The following is a 14,028-nucleotide window of genomic DNA, read 5'->3' on the forward strand; positions in this document are numbered from 1 at the left end:
AATCACTATGCCGATAGGCGAATTTGGCAGGCCGCCAGAGCTGCCGTCCGAGGTCAGTCCTGCGCTGACCACGCCCATGTACTGGATGTACGAAATGGGCCAGGCCTCGCTCAATCCGGCGCGTGCGGTGGCGGACATGACGAAGCTGTGGTTCGAGAACCCGTTCAATCCGCTCGCCAGCACCGAATTTGGAAAATCGATCGCTGCCGGCTGCGAACTGTTCGAGCGCACCACGCGCCGCTACGGCAAGCCGGAATGGGGTCTGCATGACACCGAAGTCAACGGCATGCGGGTTCCCGTCGAGATCAAGACGGTCTGGGAAAAGCCGTTCTGCCGCTTGCTGCATTTCGAGCGCAAGCTCACCCAGCCGCTGCGCGCGCCGCATCCGCGCGTGCTCATCGTCGCGCCGATGTCGGGACACTACGCGACGCTGCTGCGCGGCACCGTCGAAGCTTTCCTGCCGGCGCATGACGTCTACATCACCGATTGGGCCGATGCCCGCATGGTGCCGGTGGCGCAGGGCCGTTTCGATCTCGACGACTATGTCGATTACGTCATCGAGATGATCCACGCGCTCAAGGGCGACGTGCATGTTGTGGCTGTGTGCCAGCCGTCCGTGCCGGTGCTGGCTGCGGTGTCGATTATGGAAGCCGACAAGGATCCTTACTTCCCGACTTCGATGACCCTGATGGGCGGCCCGATCGACACGCGGCGCAATCCGACCGGCGTGAACGATCTCGCTGAGCAAAAAGGGATCGAATGGTTCCGCAACAACGTCATCACCAAGGTGCCGTTCCCGCATCCGGGATTCATGCGCGACGTCTATCCGGGCTTCCTTCAGCTCACCGGCTTCATGAGCATGAACCTCGACCGCCATGTCGATGCGCACAAGAACCTGTTCAGCAACCTCGTCAAAGGTGACGGCGATCTCGTCGACAAGCATGTGGAGTTCTACGACGAGTACCTGGCGGTGATGGACCTCACCGCCGAGTTCTATCTGCAGACCGTCGATCTGGTGTTCGTGAAACACGCTCTGCCGAAGGGCGAGATGAAGCATCGCGGCAAGCTGGTCGATCCGTCGAAGATCGAGCGCGTTGCGCTGATGACGGTCGAAGGTGAGAACGACGATATTTCGGGTTTGGGTCAGACCGAAGCCACGCACGGACTGTGCAGTTCGATTCCGGATGCGCGGCGAGTGCATTATGTGCAGAAGGGCGTCGGCCATTACGGCGTGTTCAACGGCTCCCGCTTCAGGTCGGAAATCGTCCCTCGAATCTCCGATTTCATGCAGTCGTCGGCCCATACCAAGCGGGCTCTGGCAGCTGCGGAATAGGCTTTTTCGGGCATTTAGGGCGAAAAAGCCCGGTTTTAGGGGGATTTTGGGGCTTTTCGCTCCCGAGTCTTCTGTGAACGTATAAGCCTTTGAATTTACGATCGATTTTTCCTTCTGCAATTGCGGCGGAGGAGTGAATTCCGGCGGCACTTTCAGAAGCCGGTTCCGGGTTAGAAATGAATCAAAATTTCATGTTCCATCCCCCCGGATGTAGAGGCTAAGCCTTTAAAACTACGATATATTGGGCAAATGATTTGTTTTTGCGCCGATGAATTTCACTGGCGGCGGATATGGCAGAATCCCGGCGAATTCCTGCTGTCTGGACCCGCTGACATGGCCTTTCGTGCTCTCCTTTATCGCCGCCCGACCGAACCGCGCACGCTCGCGGTCAAAATTGGCTCATCAATCTACGCGATTCAGTTGCGGCGACATCGCCGCGCGCGCCGATACACGTTGCGTATTCATCCGAGCAGGCGTGAAGCCATTCTCACCATGCCTCCGCGCGGAAATCTGATTGAAGCCAAGGACTTCGCGCAGCGTCACGGCGCCTGGATCGCCGCGCGTCTCGGTGGTTTGCCGAAAGCCGCGCCGTTTTCACCTGGTACATCGGTGCCGTTGCGCGGAAATTTGCACCGGATCGTTCATCGTGCCGGCGTACGTGGAACCGTGTGGCCGGAGACACGCGACAGCGGCGACAAGATTCTGTGTGTTGCGGGTGATTCTGAGTTCATCGATCGTCGCGTCCATGACTTTCTCAAGCGCGAAGCGCGCGCCGCATTGACGGAAGCCTCGCATCGCTATGCTGACGTGCTCGGTGTCAAGGTGAAGCGGATCACCATTCGCGATCAGTCGAGCCGGTGGGGATCGTGCACCTCCGCAGGCGCGCTGTCGTTCTCGTGGCGGCTGATTCTCGCGCCGCCTTATGTGCTGGATTACCTTGCGGCACATGAGGTTGCGCATCTGGTCGAGATGAACCACTCGCCGCGATTCTGGAAAGTGGTCGCCAAAATTTGTCCGGCGACCGAGCGTGCCAAGCGATGGCTCGACACCCACGGCAACGATCTTCATCGTTACGGCATCGAAGAATAACACCTGACCGAGTGGCATGCCGCGAGTCTGATTCAGTAAAGCTGAATCAGACTTCAGTTATGCGCGCGATCAACGTCGTCCGCCGAAAACCCGATCGATCAGCCAGCCATCGAGACCAGCTGCCGATTCAGGGCGGCCGGATGTTTGCGTAACCGGCGGCTGACTTTGTTGCGAAGTGCGCGCGGGCGCATTCGGCGGCGGGAAATCCTGATTGTTGGACTGCGACGGAGCAGGATAAGGCTGCTGTTGCGGTGAAGGCGCGCGCGAAGTTCCCGGGAACAGGTTGGACAGGAATCCGCCCGGCGATTGCATCGAGCCCGGCAACGGTGACGCCGGCACGTTCTGGTGCGCGACTTTCATGAAGCGGGTCCAGACCTCGACCGGCAATCCGCCGCCGGTCGCCTTTCTGGTCGGAGAGTTATCGTCGTTGCCGAGCCACACGCCGGTGACGAGGTTCGCGGTGTAGCCGATAAACCAGGCATCGCGGAAATCCTGACTGGTGCCGGTCTTGCCGGCGGCCGACCATCCCGGAATGTCCGCCTTCTTTGCTGTTCCCGTCACAAGCGTCTCGCGCATCATCGCATTCATCATGCCAACAGCATTCGCGGCGATTACGCGCGCCGGTGGATCGTTGCGGCGCGCATACAGCACCTTGCCCTCGGGAGTGCGGATCCGGTTCACCACATGCGGCGAGACGGCGAGGCCGCCATTGGCGAACGGCGCGTAGGCGCCTACCAATTCGTTGAGCGACACTTCCGAGGTGCCGAGCGAGATCGTCGCGTTGGGCTCGAGCTTCGAGGCAATCCCGAGCCGATGCGCGGTGCGCACCACATTGGCGGGGCCGACTTCAAGGCCGAGACGCACGGCCACGGTGTTCAGCGACATCGACAGCGCCTGCGTCAGCGTCACCGGTCCGAAATATTCGCGGCTGTAATTCTCCGGCCGCCAGCCCTTGACGTCGAGCGGCGCGTCGGGTCGCACCGTGTCAGGCGTCATGCCGGCTTCGACGGCGGTGAGATAGACGAACGGCTTGAACGCCGAGCCGGGCTGGCGTTTCGCGGTCACCGCGCGGTTGAACTGGCTTTCCGCATAATTGCGCCCGCCCACCATGGCGCGCACCGCGCCGTCCGGCGTCATTGCCACCAGCGCACCCTGCGTGACGTTGAACTTCACGCTCTTGGTGGCCAGTTCGTCGATGATCGCGGCTTCGGCGATGCTCTGGAGTTTCGGGTCGATCGAAGTTTCCACCACGATGTTCTGGTCGATCTGGCCAACCAGATCGTCGAGCACTTCGCCGATCCAGTCGGCGACATAGTTGATGGTGCCGGCGCCGACCGGCCTGACGGCATAGGACGGCTTTTCGATCGCGGCCTTGGCCTGCGCGTCGGTGATGAACTTCACGTCGGCCATCGCGCTCAGCACGATCTGCGCGCGCCGCTCCGCACCTTCCGGGTTGCGGTTCGGCGCGAGCCGCGACGGCGATTTGACGAGGCCGGCCAGCATCGCAGATTCCGACAGCGAGACATTGCGTGCAGACTTGCCGAAATACTTCTGCGCCGCGGCCTCGACGCCGTAAGCGCCGGAACCGAAATAGACGCGGTTGAGATACAGTTCCAGAATCTCGTTCTTGGAGTATTTGCGCTCCAGCCAGAGCGCCAGTTCGACTTCCTGCAGCTTGCGCTGGAACGTGCGCTCCTGCGTCAGAAACAGATTCTTGGCGAGCTGCTGGCTCAGGGTCGAACCGCCCTGCGAGACGCCGCGATGCATGAGATTGGCGAAGGCCGCGCGTGCGATGCCGGTCGGGTCGAGGCCGAAATGCGAATAGAAGCGGCGGTCCTCGATGGCAATAAACGCCTTCGGCAGATGGGGCGGCAGATCTTTCAGCGAGACGTTGGCGCCCGGCATTTCGCCGCGTGTGGCGATGACGGTGCCGTCCATGCCGGTGATCTGGATGGTGGGCGGGCGCTTGGGAATTTCCAGCGACTGGATCGGCGGCAGTTGCGCGCTGACCCAGACAATCACGCCAGCGGATGCGATGATCGCCCAGAGGCCGAGTACGGCGCCCCAGTACACGACACGGCCGAGGCCGGACCGCGAGCGTCCCTTCGCTTTGGCTTTACTTTCCTTGCGGGCTGCAGCGCGGGTCTTGCGCGGACGGGTTTCGCGCGGGGCATCGTCTTCGTCGTCATCGACGGGACGGCTTTTCGCTGCACGACGCTTCGGCTTGACGTCTTCGTCGTCCTCTGGCCCACCGACGCGGTCCCACGGATTGAGGCGGACGCCATCAAGCGATGCGGCGCCGTCGAATTTCGGCTCCTTGCGACCGCTCTTCTTTTTACGCCCCAACGCCATCCAAACCCGTGCCGGCAATGCTGATTGTGCAAGGCATGCAGGCTAGCGGCGGCGGTTTAAAGGCGCGTTACGCAAAGGTTAACGAGGGATTAGATGTTCCGTCGCGGCATGCCAGAAATGCCGGTCCGAAGTTCTATTGACCTGGCTTTGCGGATCGACAGAGTCTGTCGGCCAATTTCATGCACAAAGGTAAGATGATGACCGGCCATGTCGATCCCACCAAGGAAGTGTTCGCTGCGTTCCGCACCAACGATCGTCCCGGTCCGATCCATATGCTGAACCTGGTGCGGCTGCACGCGCAGGCGAAATACCCCGACGGCCGGGCGGCGACCGGCGCGGAGGCCTATGCCAGTTACGGGCGCGAAAGCGGGCCGGTATTTACCCGGCTCGGCGGTCGGATTGTCTGGCAGGGCAGGTTCGAACTGATGCTGATCGGCCCTTCAACGGAGCGATGGGATCACTGCTTCATCGCCGAATATCCGAGTGTGGCGGCGTTCGTGGAGATGATCCGCGATCCGGTCTACCGCGAAGCGGTCAAGCATCGTCAGGCCGCGGTCGAGGACTCGCGGCTGATCCGCACCGCGCCGATGCAGGTCGGTGCGACCTTCGGTGAAATCCCCGATTAGCGGGCGAGCCAGAGCAGGACCAGTGCGACGGCGGCGGGAAGCGCCTGCACGATGATGATCCGCTTGCTGACCGAGTAGCCGCCGTACAGTCCGGCGACGATCACGCACAGCAGGAAGAACATCTTGATCTGGAAGCCGAACGCCGGATTGGGATGGAGCAGGCCCCAGATCAGCCCGGCGGCGAGGAAGCCATTATAAAGCCCCTGATTGGCAGCGAGCACCGCGGAGGCCTGCGCCTTCTCGATGGTGTTGCCGAACGTCGCCAGACCCTTCGGCTTGGTCCAGAGAAACATCTCCAGCACCAGGAAATAGATGTGCAGCGCGGCCACCAGCGCGACCAGACCATTGGCAATCAAGCTCATCGCAATCTCCCCCAGAAAGAGGGAAACCTAGCAGCAAGCGCGATGATTGCCGAGGCCTCGATCTTGTCGGAAAACGGAAAGACTTCCCGGATCGCTGCAGCCATGATGGTCGAAATTCACGGTTACGGAAGCCGAACATGACTGCAGAGCAACCAAAGCGATTTCATCTCGACCGGCTGGAGACGCCGATCGGAACCGCCTTGCTCGTGACCGACGATCAGGGATTTCTGCGCGCGCTCGACTGGAGCGATTACGAGGCGCGGCTGCATCGCCTGCTGCGGCGGCACTACGGCGACTATGTTCTGGAGGGAGCGTCCGCTCCGAAGGACATCGTCGCGGCGCTGACCGGCTACTTCGCCGGCGATCTCGGCCAGTTGAAGACGATCAAATGGCGGACCAACGGCACAGCATTCCAGCGCAAGGTGTGGAGTGAGCTGCACAAGATACGCGCCGGCAAGACGTCGAGTTACGGTGCGTTCGCAACGCGGCTGGACGTGCCGAATGCGGCCCGCGCGGTCGGCCTCGCCAACGGCGCCAATCCGGTCAGCGTCGTGGTGCCGTGTCATCGCCTGATCGGCGCGGACGGCTCGCTCACCGGCTACGGCGGCGGTCTTGCGCGGAAAGAATGGCTGCTTGCGCACGAAGGCGCGGCGTTCAAGCGCCCCCAAGAATGATCCGGACATGATCCTCGAAATTCAAGGATCATGCCCGATCAGGATGCGCCTAGCTTTGAGCGTTCAGCAGCTTGCCGACGGTACGGTCGATCTCGTCATATGCACCTTCGCCGGCGTGGCTGTAGACGATGCGGCCGGACTGATCGACGATGTACTGCGCCGGCCAGTACTGGTTGCGGTAGGCATTCCATGTCGCCGAGTTGTTGTCCTGCGCGACAGGATAAGTAATGCCGTGCCGCTTCAGCGCGGCCTGCACATTGCTCGTCGAACGCTCAAACGGAAATTCCGGTGTGTGCACGCCGACGATGACGAAGCCCTTGTCCTTGTACTTGGCATAGAGCTTCGTGACATGCGGCAGCGTGTTGACGCAGTTGACGCAGCCATAGGTCCAGAAGTTTACCATCACGACCTTACCGCGCAGGCCTGCGATCGTCAGCGGGCCGGAATTCTGCCAGTTGGTGAGGCCGCTGAATTCAGGCGCGGCGGCTTTCGTCTCCACCATCTGGATCGTTGAGGCTGCGCTGCCCGCGTCATCGCTGCGGCCGGGCAGGGTCGAAGCAATCAGCGCGAGTGCGATAACCGGAATGCTCATGATGGATCGGCGCATGGAAATCTCCTTCGGCGTTACAGGCCGGTCTGGCCATTGGGATAAAACTGGGTCAGCCACGCCACGGCGAGCGTGTCGTATTGAAAGTAGGTCGCGGCGGCGAAGGCGATCACGATCACGCCGAAACCCTGCTGCAGCCGCGGCGCGATCCGCGCGAGACTGCGCACGCGCGCGGTCACGGCCTGTCCGCCATAGGCAATGAGCAGCATCGGGACTGCCGCGCCGACGGCATACGTCACCAGCAGCAGCGAGGCCCATGCGGTGTCCTTCGATGTTGCAATGACCGTCAGGATCGAGCCGAGCACCGGACCGGCGCAGGGCGTCCACACCAGGCCCAGCGTGGTGCCGAGGATGAATCCGCCGAGCAGGCCCTGACGGTCGCGCGGTGTGGTGTCCTGCTGCGTCAGACCGGCGAGCCGGATCGACAGCCACTCGAACGGCGCGGGCCAGATCATCAGCACGCCGAAGATCGCGAGCAGAACAGCCGCGCCGTCGCGCAGTACGTTCGGGTCGAAATCAAAAATGCGCGTCAGTGCGCTGAGCGCCAGCGCGACAACCGAGAATGCAAGCACGAAGCCTGCGGCGATGAACGCCGGGCGAAGCCGGCTGGTCTGTCCCATCGACGCGCCGAGCAGGATCGGCAGCACCGGGAGTGTGCAGGGGGCCGCAATGGTGACGACGCCGGCCAGCGCCGCGAGAAGAAGATTGAACACGATTGAGGTCCGCCGAAACTCTTAAGCCACCGCGCGCATGACGGCGCGGCCACAGGATGGGTTCGGGGGAATCTTCGGGGAGGCGGCCAGAATGTTACCACGCATGGCGTCACGTGTTCGTGACGCGGGCGTGAGACGCGATCACGCGGCGGATGTGGTCAGCGGATGAAGAAGCGCACCGGCACGGTAAAGCTCGCGGAGCTTTGCGTCATTTCCGGCGGGAATGACGGCAGCGGTTGGGCGCGGTGGATCATCGCCATGGTTTCGCCATCCAGTGCCGACGATCCGGAGGATTTGGACAGCCGCGCACCCGTCACACTGCCGTTGCGGTTGACGGTGAAGCTCAGCATGGCGACGCCCTGTTCGCCGGCGGCTTTCGCTCCCGACGGGTACTGCTTGTAGCGCTGCAGATGCGCCGAGAGCATGCCGTTGTAGCTCGCGCGCGCGGCCTGCGCGGCGCGCGGCGTCGCGGTGGTCTGCGGCGCGGGATTTTCGGTCGGCTTCTTCGGCTTCTCGACGACGGGCTTCGGCTTCTGCTTCACCGGCTCCGGTTTTGGCTTCGGCTTCTCCGGAGGCGCTACTACCTCCGCCTTTTCCTGCAGCGGGGTCGGCGCGATCTGTTCCTCGACAACGTCGGGCTGCTTTTCAGGCTCGGGGGCGGGAGGTTCGGCTTCCTGCATCTGCGGCCCGGGCGCGATGTCCTGCTGTACCGGTTCCGGCGTTTGCGGCGCGGATTCCAGATCGAGCATGATCGGCTCGGATGCCGTGCCGATCGCGTCCGGCATGGACGGCGTGTACAGCACAAATCCCGCGACCAGCGCCACATGCGTTGCCACCACCAGCGCCGCCGCGAGACCCCAGCGGCGAACGTCGGAAATGTCAGGCGGTCCGTGCAGGACGAGTGTGTTCATTACCGCGAGGCTCTCTGCTCAGTTTCGTGCGTCGAGCCCGACGAGCGCCACCTTGAGGTAGCCCGCGTTGCGCAGCAGGTTCATCACGTCCATCAGTTTCCCGTAGGGGACGCTCTTGTCGGCGCGCAGGAAAACCGGATCGGCTTTCTTGCCGCTGGTGGCGGTGTCGAGCGCGCCGATCAGCGTGGTGCGCGGAACGATGTTCTCACCGACCGCAACCGAAAGATCCGGCTTCACCGTGATGAAGACCGGCTTGTCGGGCCGTGGCGGTGGCGTCGCCGTGGAGGCTGGAAGCTCGACGCCGATATCGACCGTCGCCAACGGCGCGGCGACCATGAAGATGATGAGAAGCACCAGCATCACGTCGATGAACGGCGTGACGTTGATTTCGTGGGTCTCGGTCAGATCGTCATCCGAACCGCCGACTTTTCCACCCAGACGTGCGCCCATGACGTTACTCCGCCGCGCGCGCGAGGCGCAGTGAACGGCGGCCCTGGTCGCGGCTGATGAGCAGCATCACCTGCGCCGTCGCGTCGCCGAGCAATGCACGGTAGGCGGTGATCATGCGAACGAGGTGGTTGTAGATCACGACTGCGGGAATGGCCGCGATCAGGCCCATCGCGGTCGCGAGCAGCGCTTCGGCGATGCCGGGCGCGACGACGGCGAGGTTGGTGGTGTGGGCTTCGGAAATGCCGATGAAGGAATTCATGATGCCCCACACCGTGCCGAACAGGCCGACGAACGGTGCGGTCGCGCCGATGGTGGCAAGCATGCCGGTGCCGCGCGAAATTCGTCGCGACATCGCCGCTTCAACCCGGCTGAGCCGCAGTTCGACGCGCTCCTTGAAGCCTTCATCGTTGACGGTGTCCGACAGCGCGGCTTCCGCGGCTGCGGATTGCACCAGCCGCGACACTGCATCCTTGCCGCTGCGGGCGTCCCGCTCGGCTTCCATCAGCGAGATGTCATTGGCGAGAACCTTGATGCGCTTTTTCGCGCGCTTGGTTTCGTGGCGCAGTTCAAGCAGCTTCGCGACGCAGATCGTCCAGGTGATGAGCGAGGCGAAGGCCAGTCCGATCATCACGATTTTGACGACGATGTCCGCGCCCATGAACATGCCCCACGGCGACAGGTTGTGTGGCAGTGCAGGGTTCTTTGCAGTCTGTCCAATGACCGGTGTTTGAGCGGCGGTGGCCTGCGGGGTCGGGGTTTGCGCCTGAGCGGCAGGCTGCTGCATCGCGGGTGCCGGCGCGGCCGGTGCCGGAGTGGCGGGCGCAGTGAGAGCCGGAGAAAGTGTTGGCGCGATCGTCGATTGCGCTGGCGTTTGAGCGATGGGTGCTTGCGCAGCCGGTGTTGGCGTTTGCGCAAAGGCCTGCGCGACCATCAAAGACGTTGCAGCGGCAAGCAAGACCAATGATCCCGCAGCCATTTTTGTATTGGTCATGTGCTCTCCGCTTCTTCAAATCGCATTTGCAGCCGACATCGGGTCAACGTCGGATGGCTTGCTGTTTCGCAGTTTTCGCCGTCTTGCAGTTTTCGCCCAAAGCTCTCGTCGGCAAATCCGCGGCGAGGCACCGCGGCCATAGCCATTGCCGGGAGGCGAGTTTCATTTTCAGAATAATGCACTGCGGTGTCCTTGTCGCCACCGGGGGGGTAGATTTAGCCAAAACTGGAACGATTCCAGAGTTTCCGCCCCGTCAGAACCTCACATTCGTGAACACCCGCACGCCGAGCCCGGGCTGAAGAACTTCGGCTTTCTTGAAGGAAATATGATTGCGAATCCGCTCGTTGAGCAGGTTGTCGCCGGCGAGGCCGACGGTGATGTCGCGCGGTCCGCTATCGGTTCTGTTGAACGTATGCGTGTAGCTCACCTCTGCCCTGAGCAGATTGTATCCGTCGGTCGGGGTCTCGTTGAACGACACGTCGTTCTGCGCAAATGCATGCAGCAGGCCGACCCGGGTGTACCATTCGGCGCTGCGCCACCAGAGGCCACCGCCGGCGCGCATCGGCGCGATGCGCGGCACGTTGGTTCCATCGGTGAAGGTTGCACGCACAATGTCATACTGTCCGTCGATGCCAAACATGCCGTCGCCGAGCGGCGTGACGTCGAGTTGGGCCGCGACTTCCGCGCCCCGGAAAATCGCATCGCGCTGGCCGTAAGCGACCTGGGTCAGCGGACCGGCGGCGCCGCAGGTGGCGAACGTATCGGTGCAGAAGTTGCCGGTGACCTGCTTGAAGATGAAGTCCTGATAGCGCGTGTAATAAAGACTGGTCTCGAACCGCAATTGTCCCTTGGCGCGTTTGAGACCGATTTCGGCGGTCTGCGCGGTCTCGATCTTGAGATCCGGATTTCCGATCACGAAGGTTCCTGACGCGCCGTCGGAGCCGCGCGAGAAAAGTTCAGGCGCCGCGGGCGCGCGCTGCACATACTGCGCGTTGAGCGTCGCCACCATGTCCCAGGGCAGGTCCTTCAACACACCGAGGCTGGCGCTTTTCGGTGTGAAGGTTCGCCGCGCGGGCTCTTCAGAAAAAGTGTTGGGCGGCGGCAGGAAGTTCGCCGGGAAGGTCGGCGCCAGCCCCTTGACGATGTGGTTCTCGATGCGCGCCGCGGCCTGCATCCGCAGCGTGTTGGTGAACTGAATCTGCTCGAAGCCAAAGGCCGCGGCGGTGTTGGTTTTGGTCGGCGCCAGCAGGCCGCCGAGGCTGCCGTCGGTACCAAGGTCGCGCTGGCCGAATTGCGCGCCCCATGTTCCGGTCAGCGCACCGATGCCCGTCGCAACCGCCGCATGGTCCAGTTCGAATCGGCCTTCCACCTCGCGGTTTTTGATGATGTTCTTCACCACATCGACGCCATTGCCGTTGAGGCCGAGTTCGTCGTGCTTGTAGTTGCTGGCGCCGAAGGTGAAACGCACCGCATCGATGCCTTCGATTGGCGCGCGCAACTCGCCCTTGCTGGTCCATTTCGTCTGTTCCATGTCGATGCGCAAATTCTGCGGCGCATCGATCACGCCGGGGATGTGATAGAGGCTGGTGATGTGCTGGATCGCGGTACCGACGTAGCCGCCGTCGAAAATGTAGGAGCCGCCGACGGCTTGTCCTTCGCTCTGCAGCCGCGTGTTGGCCTGCACGCCGCCGGGAATCCGGTAGTCGCCCGCGCGCCGGCTATAGGCATCGGCATGGATCGCGACGTTGTTGCCGCTGGCGTCGAGGCTGACCGCACCGTCAAGACCGTTGTCCACCGATGAAGCGCCGCCCTTGAACCGCGCGCTGAAACCGTCCTGCACCAGTTTCTCTGGGATACGGTTGTTGGTAGCGCTCACCACGCCGCCGATCGCCTGCGATCCGTAACGCAGCGTCGACGGTCCGCGGATCACCTCGACCTTGTCGGCGGCGAGCGGATCGATCGGCACCGCGTGATCCTGACTGAAGTCGGATGCGTCCTGGCTGCCGATGCCATTTTCCTGCACGCGCACGCGATAGTCGTCGAGGCCGCGGATGTTGGGGCGGCTCGCGCCCGGCGCGAAGGTCGATGACGAGGCACCCGGCAATGTAGAGAGCAGGTCGGCGAGCGAAGCCGCGCTGCTGCGCTGAATCTCGCGGCCGGTGATCGCGGTGGTGGATTGAAAGGTGTCGTCGATGATGTTGACCGGCCCGCGCTGCAGACCGTCGCTGGACGTGTTCGCTGTCGGGGCGGGCGCAGACACCGCGATCTCGGGAAGGACCTCCTGGGCCTGGCCGTGGCCGACACCAGCCCCAGTCACCGATACGCAGGCCATGCCTGCTGCAGAAACCCATGATTTCAAACGCATTTCGCCCCCAACGCCTACGCAACTCGCAGAGAGTTGATAATGCAAGTGCGAATTATTCGCAATAAGTTTTTGCGATTGATTCTTAATAGGAAAGTGAAGCGGGGAGAAACGGACAAGTGACGGCGAATCTCGCCGGAGGCGCGCGAAGTCGTGCCCGACGAATGGCAGAAAAATATGCGTCAGGTGGTTGCGGTTATTCGGCAGGCGCAGCGTCGCCGACGGGACGCGACGGTTTGTTCGCTGCAGTGTGCGGCGTGTTGTTCTTTATCAGCGCGCGCTGACGGCGCTGGCGCAGCCAGATCAGAATGCCGGTGACGCCGAGCACCGCCGGAATGATGCCGCTCAGGAATACGACGAAACGCCAGATCTCGCCCGAATGACTGCCTTCATGCAGCCAGCGAATCCATGACGCGGTCCGGTCTCCCGACAGCGGCTGAACGACGCTGATGTCGCCGCTGCGGTCGTTGATCATGATCGTCACCGGTTCGGTCTTGCCCTCTTCACGAAGCCTGACGCGCCAGGCGCCGGTCTGGTTCGGATAGAAGATTGCATCGACGGTCGCGTTCGGCCGCGCGGATGCGGTTGCGAAAATCTCGGACGGCGAACGTGTCGGGTTCGCCATCACCTGGCCTCCCGGACCACCGCCGCGCGGCGGCTGCGCCGTCATCGGTGCCACCGACGACAGGAGTTCGCGTCCCTGTTGCGGCCAGGCCAGATAAATTCCGGTCAGCGAGATCAGCACCAGCGGAAAGCAGATCCAGAAGCCGGTCATGTAATGCAGGTTCGATGACGTCGCGGGGCTCCGCCGCCACACGAAGGCGCGCGACCATTGGCCGTGCCGCGGCCACCACAGATACAGGCCGGTGAGCGACAGAATCAGCATCGCGACGCCGGTCCATCCGACGATGCTGCGTCCGTAGTTCGGAATGGTGAGATTTTCATGGAACACGTGCATGAAGCCGAAGAACGTGTTGCGGAAGTTGGCGATGCTGATCACGTGCGCGTCGTGACGATCGATGCTCGCAGTGAGACGCACCGGACGTTCGCCCTTCGCCGCAGGTCCGCGCAACGCAATCGTCAGCGGCACGCGATCGTTTTCCGGAAAACCGATGAACAGCGGCACGAAGCCGTCGCCGGCGGCCTTGCGCGCATTGTCGACAGCAAGCGCGATGTCCGTTGGTTTCGACGGCGCAACCGCGCCGCGCGGCGTGCTCATGAATTCGCCGATGTCATCATGATAAACGAGAATCGCGCCGGACAGCGCAACAGGCACAAGCAAAACGAACAAGCCGATGCCGAGCCAGAGATGGATGTTGCGCCAGAGTCGCTTCAGGGCTCCACGCCGGTGTGTCGAAGGTGGTGCTGACATTTGGATTCGTTCCAGGAGTTCCATCTGGAGAAATTCTAAGAGCGCGTTTGCGCGCCGCGCTGATCCACATCTTCTATTCACAACAGGCATATCGCTGCAATTGACAAAGCTTCGCACCGTTGAAGTTTGCAGAAGTTCTAATCTCAAAGCCTTGCCCTGCTTCCGTGTCCTTTCCTAAAGGCTGCC

The 14,028-nt window shown here is 62.4% G+C and carries 13 protein-coding genes; 4 read left to right on the forward strand and 9 right to left on the reverse strand.

Translation table 11 applies throughout. The annotated features are described in order from the left end of the window. The first annotated feature begins 7 nt into the window (after positions 1-7). Both HNQ36_RS11040 and HNQ36_RS11045 read left to right on the forward strand, forming a co-directional pair. A complete protein-coding gene (locus tag HNQ36_RS11040; RefSeq protein WP_184084816.1) occupies positions 8-1,333 on the forward strand; it encodes a polyhydroxyalkanoate depolymerase in 1,326 nt (441 codons plus the stop codon). A gap of 249 nt (positions 1,334-1,582) precedes the next feature. Beyond that, positions 1,583-2,422, forward strand: coding sequence for a M48 family metallopeptidase (locus HNQ36_RS11045; RefSeq protein WP_046828376.1), 840 nt, complete (start codon positions 1,583-1,585; stop codon positions 2,420-2,422). A gap of 69 nt (positions 2,423-2,491) precedes the next feature. Here the strand turns inward: HNQ36_RS11045 and HNQ36_RS11050 are convergent, their stop codons facing one another. Next, positions 2,492-4,774, reverse strand: a complete 2,283-nt coding sequence (locus HNQ36_RS11050; protein WP_184084819.1) for a transglycosylase domain-containing protein — start codon at positions 4,772-4,774, stop codon at positions 2,492-2,494. A 197-nt stretch (positions 4,775-4,971) separates the two neighbouring features. Here HNQ36_RS11050 and HNQ36_RS11055 point away from each other — a divergent pair, with 197 nt between their 5' ends. After that, complete coding sequence (locus HNQ36_RS11055) at positions 4,972-5,400, forward strand: DUF1330 domain-containing protein (RefSeq protein ID WP_184085923.1); 429 nt, start codon at positions 4,972-4,974, stop codon at positions 5,398-5,400. Here HNQ36_RS11055 and HNQ36_RS11060 read toward each other — a convergent pair. Beyond that, a complete protein-coding gene (locus HNQ36_RS11060) occupies positions 5,397-5,762 on the reverse strand; it encodes a DUF1304 domain-containing protein (RefSeq protein WP_184084822.1) in 366 nt (121 codons plus the stop codon). The two genes, HNQ36_RS11055 and HNQ36_RS11060, sit on opposite strands and share 4 nt — an antisense overlap. Before the next feature lie 137 nt (positions 5,763-5,899). Between HNQ36_RS11060 and HNQ36_RS11065 the strand changes: the two genes are divergently transcribed. Then, positions 5,900-6,436: a methylated-DNA--[protein]-cysteine S-methyltransferase gene (locus HNQ36_RS11065; RefSeq protein WP_184084825.1), complete on the forward strand. Its 537-nt coding sequence runs from the start codon at positions 5,900-5,902 to the stop codon at positions 6,434-6,436. 49 nt (positions 6,437-6,485) lie between these two features. Here HNQ36_RS11065 and HNQ36_RS11070 read toward each other — a convergent pair whose 3' ends face one another. The 7 genes from HNQ36_RS11070 to HNQ36_RS11100 all read right to left on the reverse strand — a co-directional run bounded on the left by HNQ36_RS11070 (position 6,486) and on the right by HNQ36_RS11100 (position 13,842). After that, positions 6,486-7,043, reverse strand: coding sequence for a thioredoxin family protein (locus HNQ36_RS11070; protein WP_184084828.1), 558 nt, complete (start codon positions 7,041-7,043; stop codon positions 6,486-6,488). Positions 7,044-7,060: 17 nt separating this feature from the next. Beyond that, complete coding sequence (locus HNQ36_RS11075) at positions 7,061-7,756, reverse strand: cytochrome c biogenesis protein CcdA (RefSeq protein ID WP_184084831.1); 696 nt, start codon at positions 7,754-7,756, stop codon at positions 7,061-7,063. Positions 7,757-7,914: 158 nt separating this feature from the next. Continuing rightward, the gene (locus HNQ36_RS11080) at positions 7,915-8,667 is read right to left on the reverse strand and encodes a TonB family protein (RefSeq protein ID WP_184084834.1); all 753 of its coding nucleotides are present in this window, start codon (positions 8,665-8,667) and stop codon (positions 7,915-7,917) included. An 18-nt stretch (positions 8,668-8,685) separates the two neighbouring features. Then, a complete protein-coding gene (gene exbD, locus HNQ36_RS11085; RefSeq protein WP_184084837.1) occupies positions 8,686-9,117 on the reverse strand; it encodes a TonB system transport protein ExbD in 432 nt (143 codons plus the stop codon). A gap of 4 nt (positions 9,118-9,121) precedes the next feature. Beyond that, entirely contained in the window at positions 9,122-10,108 is a 987-nt protein-coding gene (gene exbB / locus HNQ36_RS11090; protein ID WP_184084840.1) for a tonB-system energizer ExbB, read from the reverse strand. A gap of 253 nt (positions 10,109-10,361) precedes the next feature. Further along, entirely contained in the window at positions 10,362-12,473 is a 2,112-nt protein-coding gene (locus tag HNQ36_RS11095) for a TonB-dependent receptor (RefSeq protein ID WP_430641363.1), read from the reverse strand. Between the two features lie 193 nt (positions 12,474-12,666). Further along, the gene (locus HNQ36_RS11100) at positions 12,667-13,842 is read right to left on the reverse strand and encodes a PepSY-associated TM helix domain-containing protein (protein ID WP_184084843.1); all 1,176 of its coding nucleotides are present in this window, start codon (positions 13,840-13,842) and stop codon (positions 12,667-12,669) included. Positions 13,843-14,028 lie beyond the last annotated feature (186 nt).

Source organism: Afipia massiliensis (genome assembly GCF_014203115.1).
Taxonomy (GTDB): Bacteria; Pseudomonadota; Alphaproteobacteria; order Rhizobiales; family Xanthobacteraceae; genus Afipia; species Afipia massiliensis.

What these genes read in the sequence shown, in the direction of transcription:
- HNQ36_RS11040 (WP_184084816.1), top strand. Translation starts at nt 8, where the DNA reads ATGCCGATAGGCGAATTTGGCAGGCCGCCAGAGCTGCCGTCCGAGGTC.
- HNQ36_RS11045 (WP_046828376.1), top strand. Translation starts at nt 1,583, where the DNA reads ATGATTTGTTTTTGCGCCGATGAATTTCACTGGCGGCGGATATGGCAG.
- HNQ36_RS11050 (WP_184084819.1), bottom strand. Translation starts at nt 4,774, where the DNA reads ATGGCGTTGGGGCGTAAAAAGAAGAGCGGTCGCAAGGAGCCGAAATTC.
- HNQ36_RS11055 (WP_184085923.1), top strand. Translation starts at nt 4,972, where the DNA reads ATGACCGGCCATGTCGATCCCACCAAGGAAGTGTTCGCTGCGTTCCGC.
- HNQ36_RS11060 (WP_184084822.1), bottom strand. Translation starts at nt 5,762, where the DNA reads ATGAGCTTGATTGCCAATGGTCTGGTCGCGCTGGTGGCCGCGCTGCAC.
- HNQ36_RS11065 (WP_184084825.1), top strand. Translation starts at nt 5,900, where the DNA reads ATGACTGCAGAGCAACCAAAGCGATTTCATCTCGACCGGCTGGAGACG.
- HNQ36_RS11070 (WP_184084828.1), bottom strand. Translation starts at nt 7,043, where the DNA reads ATGCGCCGATCCATCATGAGCATTCCGGTTATCGCACTCGCGCTGATT.
- HNQ36_RS11080 (WP_184084834.1), bottom strand. Translation starts at nt 8,667, where the DNA reads ATGAACACACTCGTCCTGCACGGACCGCCTGACATTTCCGACGTTCGC.
- exbD (WP_184084837.1), bottom strand. Translation starts at nt 9,117, where the DNA reads ATGGGCGCACGTCTGGGTGGAAAAGTCGGCGGTTCGGATGACGATCTG.
- exbB (WP_184084840.1), bottom strand. Translation starts at nt 10,108, where the DNA reads ATGACCAATACAAAAATGGCTGCGGGATCATTGGTCTTGCTTGCCGCT.
- HNQ36_RS11095 (WP_430641363.1), bottom strand. Translation starts at nt 12,473, where the DNA reads ATGCGTTTGAAATCATGGGTTTCTGCAGCAGGCATGGCCTGCGTATCG.
- HNQ36_RS11100 (WP_184084843.1), bottom strand. Translation starts at nt 13,842, where the DNA reads ATGTCAGCACCACCTTCGACACACCGGCGTGGAGCCCTGAAGCGACTC.